Below are 23,038 nucleotides of genomic sequence, written 5' to 3'. Positions count from 1 at the left end.
AGGCTAGATCCATGCTGAACCGTCGCGGCGCCCTGGCGACCTTTGTCACCGGCTTCCTCGCTTCGCTGGCGGCCAAGCGTGTCGAGGCTGCGCCGACGCCGCCCCTGGCCGATCCCACCGAGTCCATCGTCCTTTGGCCCGCCGGCCCGCCCGGCGCCGAGAAGGTGACGGTCGAGGAAGTGATCCTCGAACGGGGCGATCCCAACGGCGTGCGCGACCGGGCCATGGCCCATACCCGCAAGCCGGTGCTGATGGTGTTCCGGCCCAAGACCCCCAATGGCGCGGCGGTGATGCTGATCCCCGGCGGCGGCTATGTGCGCGCGGTTCTGGACAAGGAGGGCTACGAGATGGCCCGCTGGCTGAACCAGCGCGGCTACGCCTGCTTCGTCTTGTTCTATCGGATGCCGGGCGACGGCTGGGCGGCGGGCGCCGACACGCCCCTGCAGGACGCCCAGCGGGGCATCCGCCTGGTCCGGTCGCGAGCGGCCGAGATGGGCTTCAGCCCTGACCGCGTGGCCATCATGGGCTTCTCGGCCGGCGGCCATCTGGCGGCCAGCCTGACGACCCGCTTCGCCGACAAGACCTACGCCTCGGTCGACGCCGCCGACGATCTTTCGGCCAAGCCCAACCTGTCCGGCCTGATCTATCCGGTGATCAGCATGGACCCGGCCATCGCCCACGCCGGTTCGCGCAAGGAACTGCTGACCGCCGACGCCTCGTCCGAGCGGGCCGCGGCGATTTCGCCCGAGCGCCTGGTGTCGACTGGTCTGTCGCCGGTGTTCCAGCTGCATGCCGCCGACGACAAGTCCGTGCCGGTCGAGAACAGCCTGGTGATGTTCGCGGCGCTGAAGGCCAAGGGCGTGCCGACCGAGCTGCACATCTTCGAGGAGGGCGGCCACGGCTTTGGTCTGCGCGGCACGCCGGGCAAGCCGGTGGCGGCCTGGCCCAGCCTGTTCGAGACCTTCGCCAAGCGACACGGAGTCTAGCAGTCCGCGTTTTCCTTCAGCTTCCAGGCGGCGATCTCGGCGTCACGGAACTTGATCCACTCGCCGCGCAGCACGGCCGGCCGCTTGCCGTGGCGTTCTTCCAGAAACTCCGCGCCGACCACGCGATCGGTGCGGAAGGTGCGGAAGGCTTCGCGCAGCTCGCACCAGGCGATGATCATGCGGATGGTCTCGCGATAGCCGACGGTGACCGGCCAGATCACCCGCGCGCTGACCGTCCCCGCGCCGTCGCTGTAGTCCAGGCGGATCTTGCGACCGGCGTGGATCCAGGCGCGGACCTGGGCGACGTCGATGCGATCGGTCTCGGGTTTCCAGGCTGGGGAGGCGCCGATCGCCGGTTCCAGCACATAGGGCCGCAGGCGGTCAGGTACAGCCGCGGCGATCTTGCTGATCAGGTCGTTGGCGGCCTTGGCAAGGACGGGATCGCCGCGTCCGGCCACCCATTGCGCGCCCAGCACAGCCGCCTCTATCTCGTCCGGGGTCAGCATCAGGGGCGGCATGTCGAAGCCGGCCTCCAGCACATAGCCGATCCCGGCCTCGCCGCGGATGGGCGCGCGCTGGCCGACCAGGGCGGCGATGTCGCGATAGACGCTGCGCTTCGATGTCTCCAGCTCGGCGGCGATGGCGTCTGCGGTCACCGGCGCGCGACTGCGGCGCAGGATCTGGATGATCTGGAAAAGGCGTTCGGCGCGTCTCATGGGCTCGAATATCGGCGATCGCTACTGACAGCATGCTGGCAGTAGCCTGGCGGTAGCAAGTCGTCACCACGACATTCGTGACGGAGAGGGACGATGATCACGCTATTCGCCGCCGGGGCCGGGTTCGGGCTGCCTGAGATCAGCCCCTATGTGACCAAGACGGAGGTCCAGCTGATGATGGCTGGTCTCGACTACAAGAAGACCAAGGGCAGCCGCGAGACCGCGCCCAAGGGTCAGTTGCCATGGATCGAGGACGCCGCCCAGGCGATCGGCGATTCGACCTTCATCCGCGCTCACATCGAGCGGAAGTACGGGATCGATCTCGACATCGGCCTGTCGGGCAAGGAGCGCGCCCAGGCTTGGGCGATCGAGCGAATGATCGAGAACCAGCTGGGGTGGGTGTCGGCCTATTTTCGCCACCTCGACCCGGCCAACTTCGCCAAGGGCGCGGCGCGGTGGTTCGACCAGGCGCCGGAACATCTGCGCGATGACCTGAGGCGCGGCCTGCAGGAAGCGATCGCCGCCAATGTCCGCGCGGTTGGCGTCGGCCGTCATCTGCGCGAGGAGGTCGTTTGGCTGGGCAGCCTGTCACTGCGCTCGCTGGACGAACTCGTTGAGGACAAGGCCTATCTGATGCGCGACAGCCACCCGGTCGGTGTCGACGCCACGGCCTTCGCCATGCTGGCGGGGATCATGACGCCGCACTTCGACTCGCCGTTGCGCTGCGAGGCGGAAAGCTACCCGCGTCTCGTCGACTATGTCGGGCGGATGATGGCCCAGTTCTATCCGGCCCATCCCTGGGGACTGAAGCGGGCCGCATGACGGCAGGATAGCGCTACCAAATTGGTCGTATGAATTCGCGCGCCAATGTCAAATTGGTCAGGCCATTTTTGATTGCGCGGCCGGACAGTTTTGTTAAGTTCGGCGAGCGCGACGAACTGGGCTCCACCTTTGCTCAGTCGCTTGCTCGTCGACCAAGGCGCTGCGTACCTTGCGCCAACCTCCTCCCGGGGCGGACGACGATGGCGGCCGGAGTCCTCCCTCCGGTCGCTTCGCCGGGAGGGTATGGTAAGGCCACCTCCGGATCGCGGACGCTTGTGGGCAGGCTGGACGCGCGCTAGTCCTGTGTGACGCGCCGATCGTGGCGCTTGTCCGTGGCCGCTTGTGATGTCGACCTCTACGCCGGATTCCAGGCTCTATCAGCAGGTCGCCGCGACGATCAGCGGCGCGATCGCCGACGGCGTCTATCAGCCGGGCCATCGCCTGCCGTCCGAGCGCGACCTAGCCGACGAGTTCGGCGTCTCGCGGCCCACCGTCCGCCGCGCCGTCATCGCGCTGGAGATGCGCGGGCTGCTGGAGGCTCGCCAAGGGTCGGGCGTCTATGTTCGTCTCGACCAGCCGCCGCCGCCCGTGAAGGATCTCGATATCGGGGCGTTCGAGCAGGCCGAGGCGCGTCGCCTGTTCGAGGGCGAGGCCGCCGCCCTGGCGGCCACCCTGATCACCGACGAGGAGCTGGCCTATCTCGAGACCCTGGTCGCCGAGATGAACAGCGACGCCTCGACCAAGGAGCAGTCCGAGCTGGCTGACCGCCAGTTCCACATCTCCATCGCCCAGGCGACGCGCAACAACGCCGTGGTGCGGATCATCGAGAGCGCCTGGGACCTGCGCTACCGTTCTCGCCTCTGCATGCAGATGCTGGAAAAGGCCCGCCATGTGCGCAAGCGGCCGCTCAAGGACGAGCATCAGGAGATCGTCGAGGCGCTGCGCACGCGCGATCCGAAGGCCGCGCGCGCGGCCATGCAGACCCACCTGGGCGGGCTGATCGAGAATCTGCTGCTGACCGCCGAACTGGAAGCCATCGAGCGCACGCGCGAGAGCCTGGCGGCCAAGCGCGAGGAGATCGCCCTCCGCGCCGCCAGCGCCGCCAAATAGACCTCTCCACAGAGGACCGGATCCGCGGGGGTGATCCGGCCTCGAAGGCGGGGGTCCAAAGGCTATAAGCTCAGGTCGTCGGCGCGCGGGACGCGTCTGTCCTGGTTTTCCGGATAATTGGCATGCTCAATGCCTGGCTCTAGGTCAGGCCATTATCCGTTGCGATCGCATGATCGGTATGTGACCTGGTGGTTGATTTTATTGCCTAATCTCGTCGACTGTCGAGCGAGCATTGGCGGTGACAGCATTCCACTTGCAATCGAGGCGCGTTCGTCCTTTACGGCGTTGCGGCGAGATTGGTAATGTCAGTTTAGCAACCAGTGAAACGGGGCATGGATGCGCGCCTTGGAGCGACCGTCGGTGAGTTCGGCGACCGGCCATCGACCTTCCCGAAGTGGAGGCCAGTGCGGCCGATGAGCGTTCAAATGGACTATCGTGAGAGCACCGACCGCGCCGGCATGAGCCGCATGACGGTGCGCGAGCTGCGCGACACCTTCGTCATCGACAAGCTGTTCCGGCCGGGCGAGCTGTCGCTCAGTTATCTGGAGATCGAACGGGCGGTGGTCGGCTCGGCGACGCCGACCGATGCGGCCCTGGACCTGCCGACTCACAAGGAACTGGCCTCGGGGTTCTTCTGCGAGCGCCGCGAGGTGGGCGTGATCAATATCGGCGGTCCAGGCGTGGTCATCCTGGATGGGGAGCGCTTCGACCTGGCGCGTCACGACAGCCTCTATATCGGGCGTGGGACGCAAGCCGTCAGTTTCGAGAGCGACGACGCCGCCAACCCGGCAAGGTTCTACTTCGTCAGCTACCCCGCCCATGCCAACCACCCCAGCAAGCGGGTGCGGCGCGACGAAGCCCGAACGATCCAGGCGGGGGAGGCGACGACCGCCAACCGCCGGGTGATCCGCCAGTCGATCCGCCCCGGCATCGTCGAGACCTGCCAACTGGTGATGGGCTTCACCGAACTGGCGGACGGCAATGTCTGGAACACGATGCCGCCGCATACCCATCGCCGGCGGAGCGAGATCTACATGTACTTCGACACCGACCCCGGCCGGGTCATGCACCTGATGGGCGAACCGTCGGAGCCGCGCGCGGTGTTCATGGACGAGGGCGAGGCGGTGTTCTCGCCAAGCTGGTCGATCCACAGCGGGGTCGGCACCTCGAACTACACCTTTGTCTGGTCGATGGGCGGGGAGAACCTCGAGTTCGACGATATGGACGTCCTGGCGGTCTCTGACCTCGGCCTGGGAAACTAGACGCAGGCCAACAAGAAAAGACGGGAAGAAACGCTTCAATGACCTTCAAGACGCTTCTGAAGACGGCCGTCGCGGTCGCCATCCTGACCGTGGCCGCGCCCGCCATGGCCGCGCCGGCCATGGTCACGCCCAAGGCCGCCGTTGTCGGTGTTCCTGCCTCGTCGGTCGATGCGGCGGGTCGCAAGGTCGCGGCCTGGCAGTTGGCCCACATGGACAACTTCGACTACGTGCCGGTCAGTTCGTTCCGCAAGGACACGGAGGCGCCCCGCGACTGGATCCAGGCGGCCTTCTATATCGGCCTCTACACCTTCGCCGACGCGACCCAGGATCCGTACCTGACCACCGCGATCCTCAAGCACGGCGAGGCCGAGCAGTGGGGCTTCGACCACCGTCCGCGCCACGCCGACGCCGACGCCACCGGCGCGGTCTGGGTCTGGGCCGCTGGTCGCACCAAGGACCAGAGCAAGTTGACGCCGATCCGCGCCCGCTTCGACGCGGTGCTGGCGGACCCATCGACGGTGTCGCTGGATTTCGAACCGAAGCCAGCCAAGGGCGACCCCTACTGCCAGGTTCGCTGGTGCTGGAGCGACGCCATCTTCATGGCCCCGCCGGCCTGGGTCAGCCTTTCCAAGGCCACCGGCGACAAGCGTTACCTGGACCACGCCGACCGCGAGTTCTGGGCGACCACCGACTATCTCTACGACAAGACCGACCACCTGTATTTCCGCGACAGCCGCTTCATCAAACGGCGTAGCGAGGCGGGCGCGAAGATCTTCTGGGGACGCGGCAATGGCTGGGCCTATGCGGGCATCGCGCGAATCCTGCAGGACCTGCCGGCCCATCATCCCAGCCGGCCGAAATACGAGGCGATCTTCAAGCAGATGTCGGCCAAGATCGTCACTCTGCAGGGCGCGGACGGCTATTGGCCCGTCTCCCTGCTGGAGCCGCAGAAGACGCCGGAGACCAGCGGCACGGGCTTCTTCGTCTACGGCCTGGCCTGGGGGGTGAACCACGGCCTGCTGTCTCGCGCCAAGTACGGTCCGGCCATCGACAAGGGCTGGAAGGCGTTGGACGCGGCGGTCGAGCCGGACGGCCGTCTAGGCTGGGTGCAGCGTGTCGGTGTCGCGCCCGACCAGGTGGGCCGCGACGATACTCAGCTCTATGGCGTCGGCGCGTTCCTGCTGTCGGCCAGCGAAGTTCGCAAGCTGGCGCAAGGCTCCGCTTCCAAAGGTCAGACCTCGCGCTAAGATGAGCCCGCTCCATTGAAGGCGAGGTTTAATGCGCGCGGCGGCGGATCCCCAGAAGCTCTACCAGCAGGTGGCCCGCTCGATCGCGGCCTCGATCGCCGAGGGGCGTTATGTTTCCGGCGACCGCCTGCCCTCCGAGCGGGGACTGGCCGACTCGTTCGGCGTCAGCCGGCCGACGATCCGCGACGCGATGATCGCCTTGGAGTTTCAAGGGCTGGTCGAGGCCCGGCAGGGCTCCGGCGTCTATGTCACCGCCCGGGTGAAGCCCGAGGAGGACGTCGCCGAGGCCGAGGTCAGCGCCCTGGAGCTGACCGAGGCCCGACGCCTGTTCGAGGGCGAGGCTTGCGCCCTGGCCGCCGCCGCCGTCAGCGACGAGCAGGTCGCGGGGCTGGAGCGCGTGGCGCGCGACCTGGCCAACCTGGCCGCCACGGAGGACGGTGAACGGCTGGAGCACGATTTCCACCTGGCCGTGGCCCATGCCACCCGTAACGCCGCCATCGTCGCGGCGGTCGAGGAGATCTGGACGCTGCGTCGGCAGTTTCCCGACTGCTCCAGCCAGCTGCGCCGCGCGCGCCTGGCCGATCCGAAGAGTTTCGCCGAGGATCATCACCGCATTGTCGCGGCCCTGCGCGAGCGGGATCCCAAGGAAGCGCGCCGGGTGATCCATGATCACCTGAACCGCACGGTCGAGACTCTCTTGTCGATGGCCGAGCGCGACGCGCTGGAACGCACCCGCCGCGAGATGGCTGAGCGCCGAGACGAATTGTTGCGCCGGACCACCATCTGACGTTGTTTCCAGCGGTCGCTGTTCTGCCGCGATAATTCGCCGCACAAATCAAGGGCTTGCCGTCACCGGGCGGCGCGTGCTCACGTCCCCTTAAGGGAATCAGGGGGTACTGATGTCGGAAAAACTCGCGCCTGCGAGCGTTGAAACGGTGCTGAAGGCGATCTCGACTGAGATGTCGATCGCCGCGGTGGCGTGCGGACATCTGGACGTCGCCCTCGGCAAAATCCTGGAAGTCGTTCCGAACGAGCACCGCCTGTCGGTGATGCAGGAACTGCACACGGTCGATCTGCTGGCTCAGCACATCACGGCCATCACCGACTTTACCGGCAATCTGTCGCAACAGCATGGCCAGGGTGTTCTCGAGGTCAACGACTCGCTCAACGCCATCACCCTGGGCGACGTCGCCGCCCGCCTGCGCGCCTCGATCTCGGCCGAGTAGAGCGCGCGGCGGACGATCGCCGCTTCAGGCCTGGGCCGGGATGGTGTTGATCATCCACGGGATGCCGAACTTGTCGGTGAAGCTGCCATAGCCCGGCGACCAGAAGGTCGCGGCGAAATCCATGCCGACCTTGCCGCCTTCCGAGAGCGCGTCGAACACGCGGCGCGCCTCGGCCGGGTCATCGGTGTGATAGGTGACGTCGAAGCCGTTCTTGGGCTTGTCGATGTTGGGGGCGAATTCGGGCGGCATGTCCGCGCCCATGATCGCCTGGTCGCCGATCTCCAGCCAGGCGTGCATCAGCCAATCCTTGTAACGCGCGTCGACCGGCGTGTCGGGCGGGCCTTCGCCGAACGGAAAGGCGGCGGTGACCTTGCCGCCCAGAACCCGGGCGTAGAAGTCGAAGGCCTGACGGCATTCGCCCTTGAAGCTGAGGCTGGTGACGATCTTCATGGGTGATCTCCTCGCTTGATCCCAGGCGCTAGGGGCCCGTTGCGGGCGACCCTAGCGTAGGATTGTGACGGGAGACAGCGGCCTTAGCCGGCGCCGATCTTGTTGCCATAGCCGATGACCACGGTGGCCAAGATCAGCAGGGCCACGCCGCCCCAGACGGTGGCCTTCACGGCCGGACGGGCGTCCTTCCACTCGCGCAGGGCGAAGCCCCAGACGGTGCCGAAGATGATGATGCTGGCCATATGCAGCGTCCAGCTGGAGAAGCCGAACTTGCCCATCTGGCTCTCGCCCATCGTGTAGAAGAAGAACTGGAAGTACCAGGCCGTGCCCGCGAGGGCGCAGAGCAGGTAGTTGGCCAGCAGCGGCGGCTTGGCTTTTGCGGCCTCCTGAGAAGGGGTCTCTTCGGACGGCGCCGCGCCGCCCAGCCATTGGCCGGCGCTCTTGTTACGGACGATCAGGAAGCCGCACCAGACCCCGTTGGTCAACAGGCCGCCGAACATGACGAGGCACAGCACCGGCAGGCCGGTCCACAGCGGGCCGGTGCCGGCCGCGGCCGACAGCGCCTTGATCGGTTCGCCCGCCGCGAGGCCGAAAGCGAAGCAGGCCGACATGATCCCCGAGAAGATCGCCACCGCGACGCCCTTCTTGAAGTCGAATTCGGCGATGACCGCCTTCTTGGCGTCCTCGGAGAGGGCGGCGTCCTTGCGCGCGCCGGCCAGGGCCACGACGACGATGCCGGCCAGGGTGATGATGAGGCCCAGCAGGATGATCCGGCCCGAGGCGTTGTTCAGCAGCTTCTCGGCGAAGTCGCCCTGGACGATCGGCGGGATCAGCGTGCCGAACACCGTGCAGAGGCCCAACACCACGGCCATGCCCAGCGACAGGCCCAGATAGCGCATCGTCAGGCCGTAGGTCAGGCCGCCGAAGCCCCAGAGTACGCCGAACAGGACGCAGAGGCCGGCGATATTGCCCGGCACCTGGCTCATCACGCCCATCAGGTCCCGGGTCTGGATCGCGGCGAAGAACCACGGGGCCAGCAACCAGGAGAAGACGCCCCCGGTCAGCCAGAAGATCTCCCACGACCAGCGGCGCACGCCGCGATAGGGCACGTAGAAGCTGGCCGAGGCCAGGCCGCCCAGCCAGTGGAACAGCACGCCGAGCAGCGGATTGGGCGTCATGGTCTTCTCCCGTTCTTGTCTTCGTTATGGCGTGTCAGACGGCGAGGCCCAGGCGGTAAAGACGGTTAGCGTTGCGTCCGAAGAGATCGCGACGCTCGTCCTCGCTGAAGCCGGCGGTGATCGCAGTGTACGCCGTCAGGTGTCTGTCCAGGCTGCCGAACAGCTTGTCGGTCGGCACGTCGCTGGCGAACATGCAGCGATCGGTCCCGAAGATCTCGATGGCTTCGAGAATGAGGGGCTGGATCTGCTCTTCCGTCCACCGGCGGTGGACGAAACCGAAGCCCGACAGCTTGGTCGAGACATGGGGCAGGGCGGCCAGGGCCTTCATGCCTTCGCGCCATTCGGTTTTGTCGGCGTCGACGGGCATGCCGGCGTGGTTGATCATCACCGGGGTGTCGGGATGGGCGGCGAACAGGTCGACCAGGCCCAGCATCTGCCCCGGATAGCACTGAAGGTCGAAGGACAGGCCGTACTTGGCCAGTAGGCCAAAGCCCGTGCGCCAGGCCGGATCGCCGGTCACGTCGCGCGGCGTGTAGGTGCGCTTGGGATCGGCGTGCCAGTTGACGATGTGGCGGACGCCGCGAACGCTGCGGTGGGCGGCGTGAGCCTCCAGCAGCGCCTCGGCGTCCGGCGCGCCCAGGGCGGCGAAGGCGACGAGGCCTGTGGGCAGGCCGCGCTCGTCCGACAGCGCCTGCAGCCAGCGGGTCTCGTCGAGCGCAGAGGCAGCTTCCGCCCCCGCGTCCACATGCACCGCCCCGACGACATTCCAGGCCTTGGCGTCGGCCAGGTAGTCGTCGAGCAGATAGGTGCGCGCGATCGGCTCGACGCTGCCGTTCGGACCGTTGTCGTCGAACGGCGGCGTCAGCCAGGGATAGCGGATGCGCGTGAGGTCCCACAGGTGGATGTGCGCATCGACGAAGGGCAGGGCGCCCATGAGCATTCCTCTCCTAGGCGCCCGGTTTTCCGGGTCGCTCCGCGATCAGAAGGTTGTCCGGCCGCCTGAGGTGTCGAAAGTGGCGGCGGTGGTGAAGCTGCATTCCTCGCTGGCCATGAAGCAGACCATGGCCGCGCTCTCGTGAACTTCGCCCAGGCGGCCCATAGGGATCTTGCCGCGCATATAGTCGACCTGGCTCTTGGGCAGTTGCTCCAGGATCGGGCTCTCGAAGGTGGCGGGGGTCAGGCTGTTGGCGATGACGCCCTTGGTGGCCAGCTCCTTGCCCAGCGACTTGGTCAGGCCGATCACCCCTGCCTTCGACGCCGAATAGGCGCTGGCGTTGGGGTTGCCTTCCTTGCCGGCCACCGAGGCCACATTGACGATCCGGCCGTAGCCGTTGGCCAGCATGTAGGGCACCGTCTCGCGGCAGCAGTAGAAGATGCCGTTCAGGTTGATGTCGATCACGCGCTTCCAGCTGTCGATCGGGAACTCGTGCACCGGAACGGTGGCGCCGGTGATGCCGGCCGAGGCAACGAGGATGTCGATCTTGCCGAGGGCCGCGTTCGAGGCCTTGGCGGCCGCCGCGACGGCGGCCTGGTCGGAGACGTCCAGGGCCACGGTGTGGCTGGCGCCGATTTCGAGGGCGACGGCTTCCAGGTTGGCGGCGTCGAGGTCCCAGAGGGCGACCTTGCCGCCCTCGGCGATGATGCGCGCGGCGACGGCCTTGCCGAGGCCTGACGCCCCGCCGGTGACGATCGCGTGGCGGCCGGAGAAACGATCAGCGTAGATGCCGCTCACTGCACGCCTTCCTGGGTCCAGGCCACGACGATCTGGCGTTGCTCGCCCAGCTTCTCGATGCCGAGACGGATCTCGTCGCCGGCCTTCAGGTAGACGGGCTCGGGCTTCTGGCCCATGCCGACGCCGGGCGGGGTGCCGGTGGTGATGAGATCACCAGGCTCAAGAGTCATGAACTCGCTGATGTACGAAACGAGCTTGCTGATCGGGAAGATCATGGTCTTGGACGAGCCGTCCTGCTTGCGCTGGCCGTTGACGTCCAGCCACATGCCGAGGTTCTGCGGGTCGCCGACCTCGTCCGAGGTGACCATCCACGGGCCAACCGGGCCGAAGGTGTCGCAACCCTTGCCCTTGTCCCAGGTGCCGCCGCGCTCGATCTGGAAGGCGCGCTCGGAGACGTCGTTGATCAGGACGTAGCCGGCCACGTAGTCCAGGGCCTCGGCTTCCGAGACATAGCGGGCGCGCGTGCCGATCACGACGCCCAGCTCGACTTCCCAGTCGGTCTTCAGCGAGCCCTTGGGGATCATCACCGGATCGTTCGGACCGGTCAGGCAGCTGACGGCCTTGGTGAACAGCACCGGCTCTTCCGGGATCGGCAGGTTCGACTCGGCGGCGTGGTCGGCGAAGTTCAGGCCCACGGCGATGAACTTGGAAACGCCGTTGACCGGTACGCCGTAGCGCGGCGAGCCCTCGACCAGCGGCAGCGAAGACGGGTCGATGGCGGCCAGGGCCTTAAGGCTGGCCGGCGACAGCTGGGCGCCGGTGATGTCGGCGACATGGCCCGACAGGTCGCGGATCTGGTCCTCGGCGTCGAGCAGACCGGGTTTTTCGGAGCCCTTGGGGCCGTAGCGAAGCAGTTTCATGGGTCTACGCTTTCGAGAGGATCAGCGGGCGTAAGGACGGTGCAAGCCGACCTCGCGATTGAGTTCGACGCCGAAGCCGGGCGCGTCGGAGAGCTTGAGCTTGCCATTCACCGGCATGGGCTCGCCGATCAGCTGCGGGTGGAACATCGGCACCACCTCGTCGGCCTTCGGGGCCATCATCAGGAACTCGGCGAACGGGCTGTTATGGCGCGTGATGACGAAGTGGTAGCTGTAGACGCTGGAGCCATGCGGGATGCAGAGCACGCCGCGGCTGTCGGCCAGGTTCGAGATCTTGATGATCTCGGTCATGCCGCCGCACCAGCCCACGTCGGGCTGGATGATGTCGCAGCACTCCATCTCCAGCAGCATGCGGAAGCCCCAGCGGGTGGCCTCGTGCTCGCCGGTCGTGACCAGCATGCCCTTGGGCGCGTTCTTCTTCAGGTCGCGATAGCCCCAATAGTCGTCGGGGCTCAGGGCTTCCTCGATCCACTTGAGGCCATACGCGTGGGCCTTGTGGGCCAGCTTGGTGGCGTAGTTCAGGTCCAGCGCCATCCAGCAGTCGAACATCAGCCAGAAGTCCTCGCCGCAGCGCTCGCGCATCGTCGCCAGCTCTTCGAGGTTCTTCTTCAGGCCTTCCTCGCCCTCGGCCGGGCCGTGGTGCAGAGGCATCTTGCCGCCGATGAAGCCCATCTGCTTGGCCAGGTCCGGGCGTGCGCCCGTGGCGTAGAAGGTCAGCTCGTCACGGACCTTGCCGCCCAGCAGGTGGTAGACCGGCTCCTGGCGCAGCTTGCCCAGCAAGTCCCACAGCGCCAGGTCGACGCCGGAGAGGGCGTTCACGACCAGGCCCTTGCGGCCGTAGTACTGGGTGGAGAAGTACATCTGGTCCCAGATCTTCTCGACCTCGGTCGGGTCGCGGCCTTCAAGGAAGCGGGCCAGGTGCTTCTCGACGATATAGGCGGCCGGCTCGCCGCCGGTGGTCACCGCGAAGCCGATCGTGCCGTCGGCGGCCTCGATCTCGACGACTAACGTGCCCAGCACGTTGATGCCAAAGCTCTGGCGGCTCTGGCGATATTCCGGGTAGCGCGACATCGGCGTGGCGATGTGATCGTCGATCCAGTGGCCGTCACCCTGGTCGTGGTAGTCGGCGCCGCCGCCCCTGACGACATAGGCCCGAACGGCTCGGATCTTCGGAAAACTCATCGGCGTCGACTCCCCGAGGCAGGCTCTAATCTGGCCCGAATGCACGTTAGTCCCATATTTCGGGAAAACCCTGGCTATTCGTTGCCGTGATCTGCAAACTGACGTCCAAAATGAAGGTCCGAAGGAGTGGACTTTCACAATGTGAGAGGTATGTCTAGAGAATGGAACAAGAGGCGTCAATCAAGCGCGGCGATGCGGATGGGGATGGAAAGCCGTCGGGCAGCCAGACCCTTCTGCGCGGCCTGGACGTGATCGAAGCCGTCGCCAACGGTCCCATCGCCCTGACCGAACTGGCCGAGACGCTGGGCCTGACCCGCAGCACCACGCACCGCCTGGCGGCCGCTCTGGTCGATCGTCGGATGCTGACCTTCCGTCCGCGCGAGGGCTATGCGCTGGGGCCCAAGCTGCTGGAACTGGGTTACGCCGCTCGGGAGCAGATGCACCTGCCGCAGGTCGCGCGCCCGTACCTGGAACAGCTGTCCAACGCGACCAGCGACACCGTCCACCTCGGCGTGCTGGAAGGCGACCTGGCCCTCTATCTGGACAAGGTGCCGGGCCGTCGGCGGGTCGAGATCGGCTCGCGGATCGGCGAGCGCCAGCCGCTGTCGTCGACCGGCCTGGGCAAGGCGCTGATCCTCGACCTTGGCGAAGAGCGCTGGAAGCAACTGTTCACGGCCGAGACCGGTCCGCGCGCGCTCGGCCTGCCGGTCTGGCTGGAGCGCATGCGCGGCTACGCCGCCGCCGGCCGCGCCTTCGACCTTGAAGAGAACGAAGACCAGATCCGCTGCGTCGCCGCGCCCATCCGGGGCGTCGACGGCAAGACGGTGGGCGCCATCAGCCTCTCCAGCGCCGCCCAGTACATGGACGACGCCCGGATGGAGGCGCTGTCTGACGATGTCCGCAACACCGCCGACGCGATCAGCCGCGAACTGGGCTGGAGCGAGCGGTCCGCGCGCAAGAAGTAACGAGTGACGGGCGGACGGCCCGGGAAGGAAACGCATGTTGTTGAAGGACAAGGTCGTGCTGGTCACCGGCGCCTCTGGAGGCATCGGCAAGGCCGCGGCCATCGGCTGCGCCCAGCACGGGGCGGACGTCGCGATCAACTACCACTCGGATGAGGCGGGCGCGGCCGACGCGATCGCTCAGATCGAGGCCCTGGGTCGTCGCGCGATCGCCGTGAAGGGCGACGTGGCCGAGGCGGCTTCCGCACCTGCCTTCGTCCAGGCGGCGGTCGAGGCGTTCGGCAAGGTCGACGTCTTCGTCAACAATGCGGGCATCTGCCCCTTCCACACCTTTCTCGACATGCCGGCCGAGGTCATGGAGCGCACCATGCGGGTCAACCTGCACGGCGCCTACTACATGGTCCAGGCCGCGGCCAACCAGATGGTCAAGCAGGGCCACGGCGGCGCGATCATAGCTGTCAGCTCGATCAGCGCCCTGGTCGGCGGCGGCATGCAGACGCACTACACCCCGACCAAGGCCGGCGTTAACTCGCTGATGCAGTCGACCGCCATCGCGCTGGGTCCCTACGGCATCCGCTGCAACGCGGTGCTGCCGGGTACGATCGAGACGGCGATCAACAAGGAAGATCTCGCCGACCAGAAGAAGCGCGACTACATGGCCGGCCGCATTCCGCTGGGCCGTCTGGGCGAGCCTGACGACCTGGCCGGGCCGATCGTGTTCCTGGCCTCGGACCTGGCCAAGTACGTCACCGGCGCGGCCCTGCTGGTCGACGGCGGCGCCTTCGTGAACCTGCAGTAGCGATGACCATCGTCTCCTCGACCACGGACTTCCGGGAGGCGGCGCGTCGTCGCCTGCCGAGGTTCCTGTTCGACTATATCGACGGCGGCGCCTATGCCGAGCGGACCCTGGCGCGCAACGTCGCCGACCTCGCCGACCTGTCGCTGCGCCAGCGGGTGCTGAAGGATGTCTCGCGGGTCTCGACCAAGGCGACACTGTTCGGCGTCGAGCAGGCCATGCCCGTGGCCCTGGCGCCGGTCGGCCTGACGGGCATGTACGCCCGTCGCGGCGAATGCCAGGCGGCTCGCGCTGCGGCCAAGAAGGGCGTGCCGTTCTGCCTGTCCACCGTCGGCGTCTGCGACGTCGACGAGGTCGCCAGGGCCTCCAGCGCGCCGATCTGGTTCCAGCTCTATGTGCTGCGCGACCGGGCTTTCATGCGTGACCTGCTGGCCCGCGCGGCGGGAGCCGGCGCCACGACCCTGGTGTTCACGGTCGACATGCCCGTGCCCGGGGCCCGCTATCGCGACGCCCACTCGGGCATGAGCGGTCCCAACGCCGCCGCCCGCCGCCTGGTGCAGGCGATGTTCAAGCCCGACTGGGCCTGGGACGTCGGCGTCATGGGGCGTCCCCACACCTTGGGCAATGTGGCGCCGGTGCTGGGCGACAATTCCGGGCTTGAGGACTTCATGGGCTGGCTGGGGGCGAACTTCGATCCGTCCATCCAGTGGAAGGACCTGGAGTGGATCCGCGAGGTCTGGAAGGGCCCGCTGGTCATCAAGGGCGTGCTGGATCCCGAGGACGCCAAGGCCGCCGCCGATATCGGCGCGGACGGCATCGTGGTCTCCAACCATGGCGGGCGACAGCTGGACGGCGTGCTGTCCTCGGCCCGCGCCTTGCCGGCCATCGCCGAGGCTGTGGGCGACCGGCTGACGGTGCTGGCCGACAGCGGCGTGCGCTCGGGCCTCGACGTCGTGCGGATGCTGGCCCTGGGGGCCCAGGGCGTCCTGCTGGGCCGAGCCTGGGTCTACGCCCTGGCCGCTCGCGGCGAGAGCGGCGTAACGCAACTGCTCGACCTCTTCGAGAAGGAAATGCGCGTGGCCATGGCCCTGACGGGGGTCAACAGCGTGGCCGAGATCGACCGCTCGATCCTGGCCTGAGCGCCCGCGCCAACGAGACGATTGGGAGTAACCGATGAAGCGCGTTCTGATGGCCGGCCTCGCGGCCGCGTGCCTCTCCACATCGGCATTCGGCCAGCCGATCGACCGCCGCGCCCTGGTCAGCCGGCATGACGTCAGGCTGACCGCCGTCGATCCGTCGTCGCCGCTGATGGTCGGCAACGGCCAGATCGGCTTCACCGCCGACATCACCGGTCTTCAGACGTTCCCCGAGGCCTACAGCAAGATCGCGCCGCTGCTGACCGAAGCCCAGTGGGCCTGGCACGCCTTTCCCAATCCAAACCACTACACCTATGCCGACGGGACCGTTCCGATCGACGTGCGCGGGACGAAGCAGCCCTATGCCTACATGGCCGACTGGAACGAGGGCGAGAAGCGGCCGGCCCTGCTGTGGTTGCGCGAGAACCCGCACCGCTTCTCGCTGGGCCGCGTGGCTCTCGACCTGCGCGACAAGGCCGGCAAGCCCGCCAAGTTCGAGGACCTGAAGCAGACCGAGCAGACGCTGGACCTGTGGACCGGCGTGCTGACCAGCCGCTTCACCTACGACGGCGAGGCCGTGGCGGTCCGCACGCGGGTCCACCCGAGGCTCGACATGATCGTGGTCGATATCGACTCCGCGCTGGTCGAGCAGGGCCGCCTGAAGCTGTCGGTGAAGTTCCCGGGCGTCTCCAGGAATCTCAATCCGGATCCCTCCGACTGGGATCACCCGGAACTGCACACCACCAAGGTGACCGGGGAGGGCGCGACGCGCCTCGACGTCTCGCGCCAGCTGGACGAGACCCGCTATCTCGCCGCCCTGCAGGCTGATCGCGCGGTCGACTTCACCGCCTCGGGTCCGCATGCCTTTGTCGTCGCGCCCAAGGCCAAGGGGCGGACGCTGGGGCTGGAGGTGGCCTTCTCGCGCGCGCCGCTGCCCAAGCAACTGCCGACCGTCACCGTCGCCGACCAGGCCACGCGGGCGCACTGGAAGTCCTATTGGACGCAGGGCGCGGCCGTCGACTTCTCGGGCAGCACCGACCCGCGCGCGGCCGAGCTGGAGCGCCGCGTGGTGCTGTCGCAGTACCTGATGGCGCTGAACGGCGCCGGCGAGGTTCCGCCGCAGGAGGAGGGGCTGTTCTCCAATAGCTGGAACGGCAAGTTCCACCTCGAGATGCACGCCTGGCACGCGGGCCACTTCGCGCTCTGGAACAAGCCCGAGTACCTGGAGCGCAGCCTGCCCTGGTACATTGGACATCTGAAGGACGCCAAGGCTCGTGCGGCCAGCCACGGCCTGAAGGGCGCCTGGTGGCCGAAGATGGTCGGGCCCGACGGCGTCGACAGTCCCAGCAAGGTCTCGCCGTTCATCATGTGGCAGCAGCCGCATCCGATCTGGATGTCCGAGCTGATCTGGCGCGACAAACCGACCAAGGCGACCCTGGCCAAGTACGGCCAACTGGTTTCCGAGACCGCCGACCTGCTGGCCAGTTTCCCGCACAAGGACGACAAGGGCCGCTTCATCCTGGGGCCGCCGATCATCCCGGTGCAGGAGAACTATGACCCACTGACCACCTTCAACCCGGCGTTCGAGCTGGAATATTACCGCTGGGGGCTGGAGACGGCTCAAGCGTGGCGGACCCGCGCCGGCCTGAAGCGCAAGCCCGAGTGGGACGCGGTGATCAAGGGCTTGGCTCCGCTGGCGACGAAGGACGGCCTCTACCTGCCGGCCGAGTCCGCGCCCGACTTCTGGGACGTGGCCGAGAGCGCCGCGTGCTCCAAACACGCCGTCGATCCCAAGTGCATGAACCGCGACCACCCCTCGTTCCTGATGGCCTATGGCCTGATCCCCGGGAAGGCCGATCCGGAGACCATGCGGCGCACCCTGCGGGCCGTGGAGACCGACTGGGATCTGCGGCAGACCTGGGGCTGGGACTATCCGATGGCGGCCATGACCGCCGCGCGCCTGGGCGAACCGGACAAGGCCGTCGACTGGCTGTTCTACGACGCCAAGAACAACAAGTTCGGCGTCTCGGGGATGACGCCCCGCGTGCACCAGGACGAACACGCTCAAGTCGTCGTGCCCACGACCGTGGCGTCGGGCGGTCAGATCGCGCCGGCGGGCGAGGCGATGGGACCGGACGGCCCAGGCTATCGCCGCGCGGCCGAGACCTATTTCCCGTCGAACGGCTCGCTGCTGGCGGCCGTGGCGATGATGGCGGGCGGCTGGGACGGCTCGAAAGGACCGACCCCTGGCTTTCCCAAGGATGGGAAGTGGACGGTCAAGGCCGAGGGCTTCAAGCCGTTGCCTTAATAGCTTTTGTCATCAAGTCAGTGCGAGGCTTTCAGGGATTGTCTGCTGGGCGTTGGGGGCTGGCCGGCCCCGGATCTGCCTGCGTCCGTCGCCGCGACCGTTTCCGCGATCGGGTTAAACGCCCGTCGTTTCGCTTTCCGAGCAGCGGACCTATACGGTCCGGAAGCTGGCATCGGGCTGGATGGGGTTTGAGGAGCAGAGTGATGGGCGTTTTGCGACGACGCGAAGTCCTGGTCGGCGGCGGCGCCCTCGCCGGCGGTCTATGGGCTGGCGGCGCGAAGGCGATGACCCGGCGGCCCGGCCCGATCCGTTGGGTCTTCGACCGCCTCTCCAACATCGGCGGCGTCGACACCATGGTCGAGGGCGATCCGATCCTGGTCGACAGTCCTTATGGCAAGGCTGTCCAGTTCGACGGCGTCGACGATCGCCTGGTCATCGCCAAGCATCCGCTGGCCGGCATGGGCGAGTTCACCTTCGAGGCTCTGTTCCGCCCCGATGGCGGGGCTTTCGCCCAGCGCTGGTTCCACCTCAATGAAGAGGATTCGACGCCCGGCGCGCCGCCTTCGGTGACGCGCATCCTGTTCGAGATCCGGGTCAAGGACGGCGCCTGGAGCCTGGACGCCTTCGCCACGGGGCAGGGCTACAAGCAGACCCTGCTGTTCCTGGACAAGACCTATCCGATCGGCCCCTGGTACTGGGTCGCCCAGAGCTATGACGGCAAGACCTACCGGTCGTTCGTCAACGGCGAACTGCAGGGCGAGGCCGACATCGCCTTCGCCCCCCAAAGCCAGGGGCGCAGCTCGATCGGCGCCCGCATGAACAAGGTCGACTACTTCAAGGGCGCCATCCGAGAGGCCCGCTTCGCGCCCCGCGCCCTGGCGCCGGAGGCGCTGCAAAAGACGCGCTGACGAGCGCCCGATCGCCGCACGGGCCTAGAGACGCGCGCCGAACTCCTAGGCGTGCGCTCGCACGCGCGCATCACGCTCCGCGTACGCCGCGCGGGTTTCCGGCGTAGAGGTCCATGAGGATGAAGCGCCGCAGATGGGCAGGGCTCCGGACGCCGACGCCCAGGTCGCCGCAGTACGCCAAGGCATCGGGATGACTAGACTGCCGTGCTTTGTCGGTGACGCGGACCCCTTGCTGACGCGGGCGCCGGGGATCGAGCCACGCCTAAACGGCGCGCTCTGGATCCTCACCAGGGTGAGGCGCGCAATACCAAGCGCGTGCGGCTCTTCATTGAATTCATGTCCCTGAGGCTCGCCGGCCACGCACCGCTACTACGGGACTGTCCGCGTCGGACGACTGACGCGCGGCCGCGGACTTGGCCATGCCTCAAGCGTAGGCCAGCTTCTAAGCGCGTTTCTCTTAGAGCCTAGCCTCCCGCGCCGCCTGATGGACCGTCTGGATCTTCGGCTTGAAGCCAAGGCTGCGCGCGAGCGAGGTATCGACGTGCAGGAACCAGGGGTCTTGGGTCGGCTCGGCTGACGGCATCATCGTCCCGCCCGCGAGCCCGACCAGCTCGTAGATAGAAAGAGGCGCGTCGTCAGCGATGTTGACGATGCGCCCGTCGAACGCGCCGGCGAGCGCCATCTCCATCGCCGTGGCGATATCGCGATGATGTATCGTGCTCATGCGATGCGCGGGATGGAAGCCGAAGGCCTCAACATGACGCGGCAGCATCTCCAGATGACCGTCGGCGTCGCCATAGACGAAGGGAAAGCGGGTGATCGACCAGTTCAGCCCGCTCCGCCGCAACGCCTCTTCAGCCGCGACCTTGCTAGCCGGATAAGCCTGCTCGGGCTGGACGGCGTCGCCCTCGCGTGCCGGGCGGGCGCCCTGGCGATCATAGACGTTGCTGGTGCTCGCCAGGATGAAGCGCGCCGTGTCGGCATGCGCCTGCGCCGCCGCGATCAGATTTTGCGTCCCCTCCAGATTGCTTTTCCAGATCAGGTCGACGTCTTGGGTGCGGAACACCGCCGCCAAATGGACGATCGCCTCCATGCCGTCGACCGCCTTGGCCAGCGACGCCGGATCGAAAAGATCGCCTTCCGCCGCGACGACGCCGCTCGGAACCTTGCCGCCCTGGCGGACCAGGGCATGGCACTCCATCCCGGCCGCCACCAGGCGCGGCGCCAGGCGTTGGCCGACGAGCCCGGTCGCGCCGGTAACGAGAATCTTCATGCCTTTACGCCCTTCAATTGCTGCTGGAGACGCTCGGTCGCCTGTCGGAGCACCCGGGCCGCGATCTCGATATCGCTCTTGGAAAGGCCGTCGAACGCGACGTCCTGGATGAAGCCCAGATCAGGCAGTTCGTCCCAGAGGGCTCGGCCCGCTGGTGTCAAAAAAAGCTGCTTCTGGCGCATATCGGCCGCATCGGCGACCTGCTCCACCAAGCCCTTTCGAACCAGCGACGCGATGACGATGCTCAAAGTCGCGCGCTCGATCTCCAGAAGACGCACAAGATCGCGCTGCATCGTCGGGCCGACCTCGGCGAGCTGATGCAAGACGTACCATTGCGTCGCGCCCAGGCCATGCGGCCGCAGCGCGCTATCCATCACCGATCTCCCCGTCAGATAGCAGCGCTTTGCCCATGCGCCGACCGAGGCATATCGCGCGTGTTCGTTTTTGTTAGCCATCTAACAAAAATGTTAGCCTGCAAACAAAATGTCAAGAGCCGAACGCCATTCGCCTTGTCCGTGCGCCAAGCGGGATTGCCTCGACACCATCGCTTTAACTCCAAGGCCAGCCGCGCGATCGGCGCGGCCGTCGGCGCGCAGCAGGCCGAGGAGTGGGGGGTGTTCGTGGAATACGCGCCCCAGACCCGCATCGAGGGCGAAATCCAGCAGATGGAGCCCGACTTCCCGGTGGCGGAGCTTTGGGCTCTGCTGACCGGCGTCGCGCCAGGTCGCACCGATCATGGCCAGGTCACCATCGTCGATTCCGTGGGCTTCGCCTCGAGGGCTTCGCGGCCTTGGGCTATCTGCGTGACAAGAGCGAGGCGCTGGGTCTTGGACGTCCAGGGCTGATCACCGAGACCGGGGATCCTCGGGATCTCTTCGTCGCCCTGGCCGTCGAGCCGAGAGAGGCGCTGACGAGATCGCCTAGTCTCCGGTTCGAGGCGATGAAAGCCGGATAACCGGGGCGACACCTGATCGGAGGCGGAGAGGGCGCGGCCAAGGGCTTCACAGGCTCAAAGTCGCGCCCTGTTGAGTCTGCGCATCCACCGCCGCAACCCCGGATCGGGATGGTTGTCGAGGATGGCGCGAAGCGTCTCGATGGTTTCGTCCTGCCCGAGCTTGAACTTGCCGCGCACGGTGTCGACGCGCAGGCGAAAGCCGATGATCTGGTCCAGCAAGCGAGTGTAGCGGGGACCAAGTTCGCCTGCTCGCCAGGGCGCAGCCCGGTCATGCTCGACGGCCTGGATCAACATGTCGAGCGCCTCGCCCGTGCGCTCCGGCTCCAAGGTGATTTCTCCGCGCACGGTCAACTGGGCGTAGTTCCAGGTCGGGGCCCAGTCGCGCCGTCCGGCATGCTCGGGCGAGACGTAGCCTTCCGGGCCTCTGAACATCAGCGTGGCGCTAGGATCGGCGGCCAGAGCCGCGCCCAACGGGTTGGAGCGCGCGAAGTGCCCGACCACTTCGGTCAGCCGCCCGGCCGCGTCATGGACGCCCACCAGCGGCAACAGGGCTCCGTCATCCTCATCGGCGCCGCGCGCCACGACCCAAGCGAGGGGATATTCGGCGATCAACGCGCGGACGTCCCCGTCGTCGAACCGTTCGAAGGGACTGGTCACGTGATCGACAGACCGCGCCTGGCCCGCAGCCATAGGATCAGTCCATAGGCGAGGCTGGCGACGAGGGTCGCATCCAGCGCCGGTACGGTCGTCAGGGTCCAGCCCTTATAGGCGGCCAGCACCGCCACCAGGATCGATCCCGCCCAAGTCCCCAGGGCGGCCCAGCGCACCGACGCCAGCACACGGATCGACTCCGTCGTATCTACGCCGCGAAAGGTCGCAAGAGCATCGATCACGTAGATCGCTGCGATCGGCGGAATGATCAGGCCGAGGAACAGGACAAAGGGGACGAAGAGATCCAGTATGCCCATCAAGGCAAGAACGGTCCCGATCACGCCGCCGGCGAGGATGAGCAGCCATTGGCGGACGGCGGGAAAGGTCGTGCCCAGCGACAGGCTGGCGGAATAGAGGTTGAGCGAGTTCACGGTCCAGGTCGGCAGAACCAACAGGAACAGCACTGGTGTTCCCAGGCCCAGCGCCACGACCAGCTTCATGAAGCTGGTCTCGTGGGTCGCCAACGCCGGCAGGGCCGCCGCGACCATCATCAGCGGCGTGGCGATCGGATAAGAGAAGATCATGCCGGCCACAGCGCCGGCCCGTGTGCGGATGAACCGGGCTAGATCCGGCATGGTGGCCACGGCCAGCATATAGGCCCCGATCAGGGCGGACACGGCGACTCCGAACCGCATCGGCTCAGGCGGATTGGCGGAGGGCTGCACGACGAAACCGTGCTGACGCACGGCCAGGACCGCCACCGCGATCAGGATCGCGGCGAGGACCGGCACGCAGACCAGGGCCAGCCGGTCGAGCGCGCGAAAGCCGATGATCGTCGAGCCGGTCATCAGCACGCCGCCGAGGATCACGAACAGCGGGAAGTTTCCCGTCAGGCCGTTGGCCTGGGCGGCCATCATCATCGCTTCGCCGAAAAAGGCGGCGTTCACCCCGAACCAGCAGAAATGGATCAGGGCGATGACGGTGTTGATCACCGCCGCGCCGTGTCGGCCGAAGGACCGCTGGACCAGGACATAGGTGGAAAGCCGCGTTCGGACGCTGACCAGAGCGGTCATGCAACCGCCCAAGCACAGGATCAGACCGGCCAGAAACGCCGCGGCCACGGCCTGGCTAAGCCCCAGGGCGAGACTCATGTTCGCGCCATTCAGAAAGTCGGGAAGGCCGATGGAGAAGCTGGCCACGATCAGGGCGACGCGCCACCCCGGTATCGTCAGGTGAGGCGCAACAGGTGCGGTGGGGGCG

Annotated in this window: 24 protein-coding genes; 13 read left to right on the top strand and 11 right to left on the bottom strand. The window is 67.0% G+C overall.

Annotated elements, in window-relative coordinates; genetic code table 11:
• Window positions 1-11 precede the first annotated feature (11 nt).
• The gene (locus EIK80_RS20060; protein ID WP_125158785.1) at window positions 12-986 is read left to right on the top strand and encodes an alpha/beta hydrolase; all 975 of its coding nucleotides are present in this window, start codon (window positions 12-14) and stop codon (window positions 984-986) included.
• Here EIK80_RS20060 and EIK80_RS20055 read toward each other — a convergent pair.
• A complete protein-coding gene (locus tag EIK80_RS20055) occupies window positions 983-1,702 on the bottom strand; it encodes a YafY family protein (RefSeq protein ID WP_125158784.1) in 720 nt (239 codons plus the stop codon). The two genes, EIK80_RS20060 and EIK80_RS20055, sit on opposite strands and share 4 nt — an antisense overlap.
• A gap of 93 nt (window positions 1,703-1,795) precedes the next feature.
• Here EIK80_RS20055 and EIK80_RS20050 point away from each other — a divergent pair, with 93 nt between their 5' ends.
• From EIK80_RS20050 to EIK80_RS20025, 6 genes are all read left to right on the top strand, one after another.
• The gene (locus EIK80_RS20050) at window positions 1,796-2,524 is read left to right on the top strand and encodes a glutathione S-transferase family protein (protein ID WP_125158783.1); all 729 of its coding nucleotides are present in this window, start codon (window positions 1,796-1,798) and stop codon (window positions 2,522-2,524) included.
• 345 nt (window positions 2,525-2,869) lie between these two features.
• Window positions 2,870-3,634 (top strand): FadR/GntR family transcriptional regulator, encoded by a 765-nt coding sequence (locus tag EIK80_RS20045; protein ID WP_125158782.1) that lies wholly within the window; start codon window positions 2,870-2,872, stop codon window positions 3,632-3,634.
• Window positions 3,635-4,047: 413 nt separating this feature from the next.
• Window positions 4,048-4,896 (top strand): 5-dehydro-4-deoxy-D-glucuronate isomerase, encoded by an 849-nt coding sequence (gene kduI / locus EIK80_RS20040; protein ID WP_233586894.1) that lies wholly within the window; start codon window positions 4,048-4,050, stop codon window positions 4,894-4,896.
• A gap of 38 nt (window positions 4,897-4,934) precedes the next feature.
• Window positions 4,935-6,143, top strand: coding sequence for a glycoside hydrolase family 105 protein (locus EIK80_RS20035; protein WP_125158781.1), 1,209 nt, complete (start codon window positions 4,935-4,937; stop codon window positions 6,141-6,143).
• Window positions 6,144-6,174: 31 nt separating this feature from the next.
• Window positions 6,175-6,930 carry a FadR/GntR family transcriptional regulator gene (locus EIK80_RS20030; RefSeq protein WP_125158780.1) on the top strand — a complete coding sequence of 252 codons (756 nt, stop codon included), beginning with the start codon at window positions 6,175-6,177 and terminating at the stop codon, window positions 6,928-6,930.
• A 112-nt stretch (window positions 6,931-7,042) separates the two neighbouring features.
• A complete protein-coding gene (locus tag EIK80_RS20025; protein WP_125158779.1) occupies window positions 7,043-7,369 on the top strand; it encodes a hypothetical protein in 327 nt (108 codons plus the stop codon).
• Window positions 7,370-7,393: 24 nt separating this feature from the next.
• Here EIK80_RS20025 and EIK80_RS20020 read toward each other — a convergent pair whose 3' ends face one another.
• From EIK80_RS20020 to rhmD, 6 genes are all read right to left on the bottom strand, one after another.
• Window positions 7,394-7,819: a VOC family protein gene (locus EIK80_RS20020; RefSeq protein ID WP_125158778.1), complete on the bottom strand. Its 426-nt coding sequence runs from the start codon at window positions 7,817-7,819 to the stop codon at window positions 7,394-7,396.
• An 83-nt stretch (window positions 7,820-7,902) separates the two neighbouring features.
• Entirely contained in the window at window positions 7,903-8,997 is a 1,095-nt protein-coding gene (gene rhaT / locus EIK80_RS20015; RefSeq protein WP_125158777.1) for an L-rhamnose/proton symporter RhaT, read from the bottom strand.
• Window positions 8,998-9,031: 34 nt separating this feature from the next.
• A complete protein-coding gene (locus tag EIK80_RS20010) occupies window positions 9,032-9,931 on the bottom strand; it encodes an amidohydrolase (RefSeq protein WP_125158776.1) in 900 nt (299 codons plus the stop codon).
• A gap of 45 nt (window positions 9,932-9,976) precedes the next feature.
• Window positions 9,977-10,729, bottom strand: coding sequence for an SDR family NAD(P)-dependent oxidoreductase (locus EIK80_RS20005; RefSeq protein WP_125158775.1), 753 nt, complete (start codon window positions 10,727-10,729; stop codon window positions 9,977-9,979).
• Window positions 10,726-11,589, bottom strand: coding sequence for a fumarylacetoacetate hydrolase family protein (locus EIK80_RS20000; protein ID WP_125158774.1), 864 nt, complete (start codon window positions 11,587-11,589; stop codon window positions 10,726-10,728). The genes EIK80_RS20005 and EIK80_RS20000 overlap by 4 nt, the downstream gene beginning before the upstream one ends.
• 21 nt (window positions 11,590-11,610) lie before the next feature.
• Window positions 11,611-12,789 (bottom strand): L-rhamnonate dehydratase, encoded by a 1,179-nt coding sequence (gene rhmD, locus EIK80_RS19995; RefSeq protein ID WP_125158773.1) that lies wholly within the window; start codon window positions 12,787-12,789, stop codon window positions 11,611-11,613.
• Between the two features lie 161 nt (window positions 12,790-12,950).
• Here rhmD and EIK80_RS19990 point away from each other — a divergent pair, with 161 nt between their 5' ends.
• From EIK80_RS19990 to EIK80_RS19970, 5 genes are all read left to right on the top strand, one after another.
• Entirely contained in the window at window positions 12,951-13,754 is an 804-nt protein-coding gene (locus tag EIK80_RS19990) for an IclR family transcriptional regulator (protein ID WP_125158772.1), read from the top strand.
• Between the two features lie 34 nt (window positions 13,755-13,788).
• On the top strand, window positions 13,789-14,550 hold the full coding sequence (locus EIK80_RS19985) for an SDR family NAD(P)-dependent oxidoreductase (protein WP_125158771.1): 762 nt from the start codon (window positions 13,789-13,791) through the stop codon (window positions 14,548-14,550).
• A 2-nt stretch (window positions 14,551-14,552) separates the two neighbouring features.
• Window positions 14,553-15,686: an FMN-dependent L-lactate dehydrogenase LldD gene (gene lldD, locus EIK80_RS19980; protein WP_125158770.1), complete on the top strand. Its 1,134-nt coding sequence runs from the start codon at window positions 14,553-14,555 to the stop codon at window positions 15,684-15,686.
• A gap of 34 nt (window positions 15,687-15,720) precedes the next feature.
• Window positions 15,721-17,991 (top strand): hypothetical protein, encoded by a 2,271-nt coding sequence (locus EIK80_RS19975; protein ID WP_125158769.1) that lies wholly within the window; start codon window positions 15,721-15,723, stop codon window positions 17,989-17,991.
• 203 nt (window positions 17,992-18,194) lie between these two features.
• On the top strand, window positions 18,195-18,899 hold the full coding sequence (locus EIK80_RS19970; protein WP_125158768.1) for a LamG domain-containing protein: 705 nt from the start codon (window positions 18,195-18,197) through the stop codon (window positions 18,897-18,899).
• A gap of 457 nt (window positions 18,900-19,356) precedes the next feature.
• Here EIK80_RS19970 and EIK80_RS19960 read toward each other — a convergent pair whose 3' ends face one another.
• Together EIK80_RS19960 and EIK80_RS19955 are read right to left on the bottom strand one after the other, a co-directional pair.
• A complete protein-coding gene (locus tag EIK80_RS19960; protein WP_125158767.1) occupies window positions 19,357-20,172 on the bottom strand; it encodes an NAD(P)-dependent oxidoreductase in 816 nt (271 codons plus the stop codon).
• A complete protein-coding gene (locus EIK80_RS19955; protein WP_233586893.1) occupies window positions 20,169-20,546 on the bottom strand; it encodes a MarR family winged helix-turn-helix transcriptional regulator in 378 nt (125 codons plus the stop codon). Before EIK80_RS19955 ends, EIK80_RS19960 begins: the two co-directional genes overlap by 4 nt.
• A 156-nt stretch (window positions 20,547-20,702) precedes the next feature.
• Here EIK80_RS19955 and EIK80_RS26465 point away from each other — a divergent pair, with 156 nt between their 5' ends.
• Entirely contained in the window at window positions 20,703-21,017 is a 315-nt protein-coding gene (locus tag EIK80_RS26465) for a hypothetical protein (protein WP_199743557.1), read from the top strand.
• Between the two features lie 164 nt (window positions 21,018-21,181).
• Here the strand turns inward: EIK80_RS26465 and EIK80_RS19945 are convergent, their stop codons facing one another.
• Together EIK80_RS19945 and EIK80_RS19940 are read right to left on the bottom strand one after the other, a co-directional pair.
• Window positions 21,182-21,784 (bottom strand): FMN-binding negative transcriptional regulator, encoded by a 603-nt coding sequence (locus tag EIK80_RS19945; RefSeq protein ID WP_199743556.1) that lies wholly within the window; start codon window positions 21,782-21,784, stop codon window positions 21,182-21,184.
• Entirely contained in the window at window positions 21,781-22,929 is a 1,149-nt protein-coding gene (locus tag EIK80_RS19940) for a cytosine permease (protein WP_199743555.1), read from the bottom strand. Before EIK80_RS19940 ends, EIK80_RS19945 begins: the two co-directional genes overlap by 4 nt.
• Window positions 22,930-23,038: the final 109 nt, after the last annotated feature.

The sequence above is a fragment of the Caulobacter sp. 602-1 genome, from assembly GCF_003931565.1.
Taxonomy (GTDB): domain Bacteria; phylum Pseudomonadota; class Alphaproteobacteria; order Caulobacterales; family Caulobacteraceae; genus Caulobacter.
Note: the sequence above shows the minus strand (reverse complement) of the source record. Positions and strands in the feature narration are given on the sequence as shown.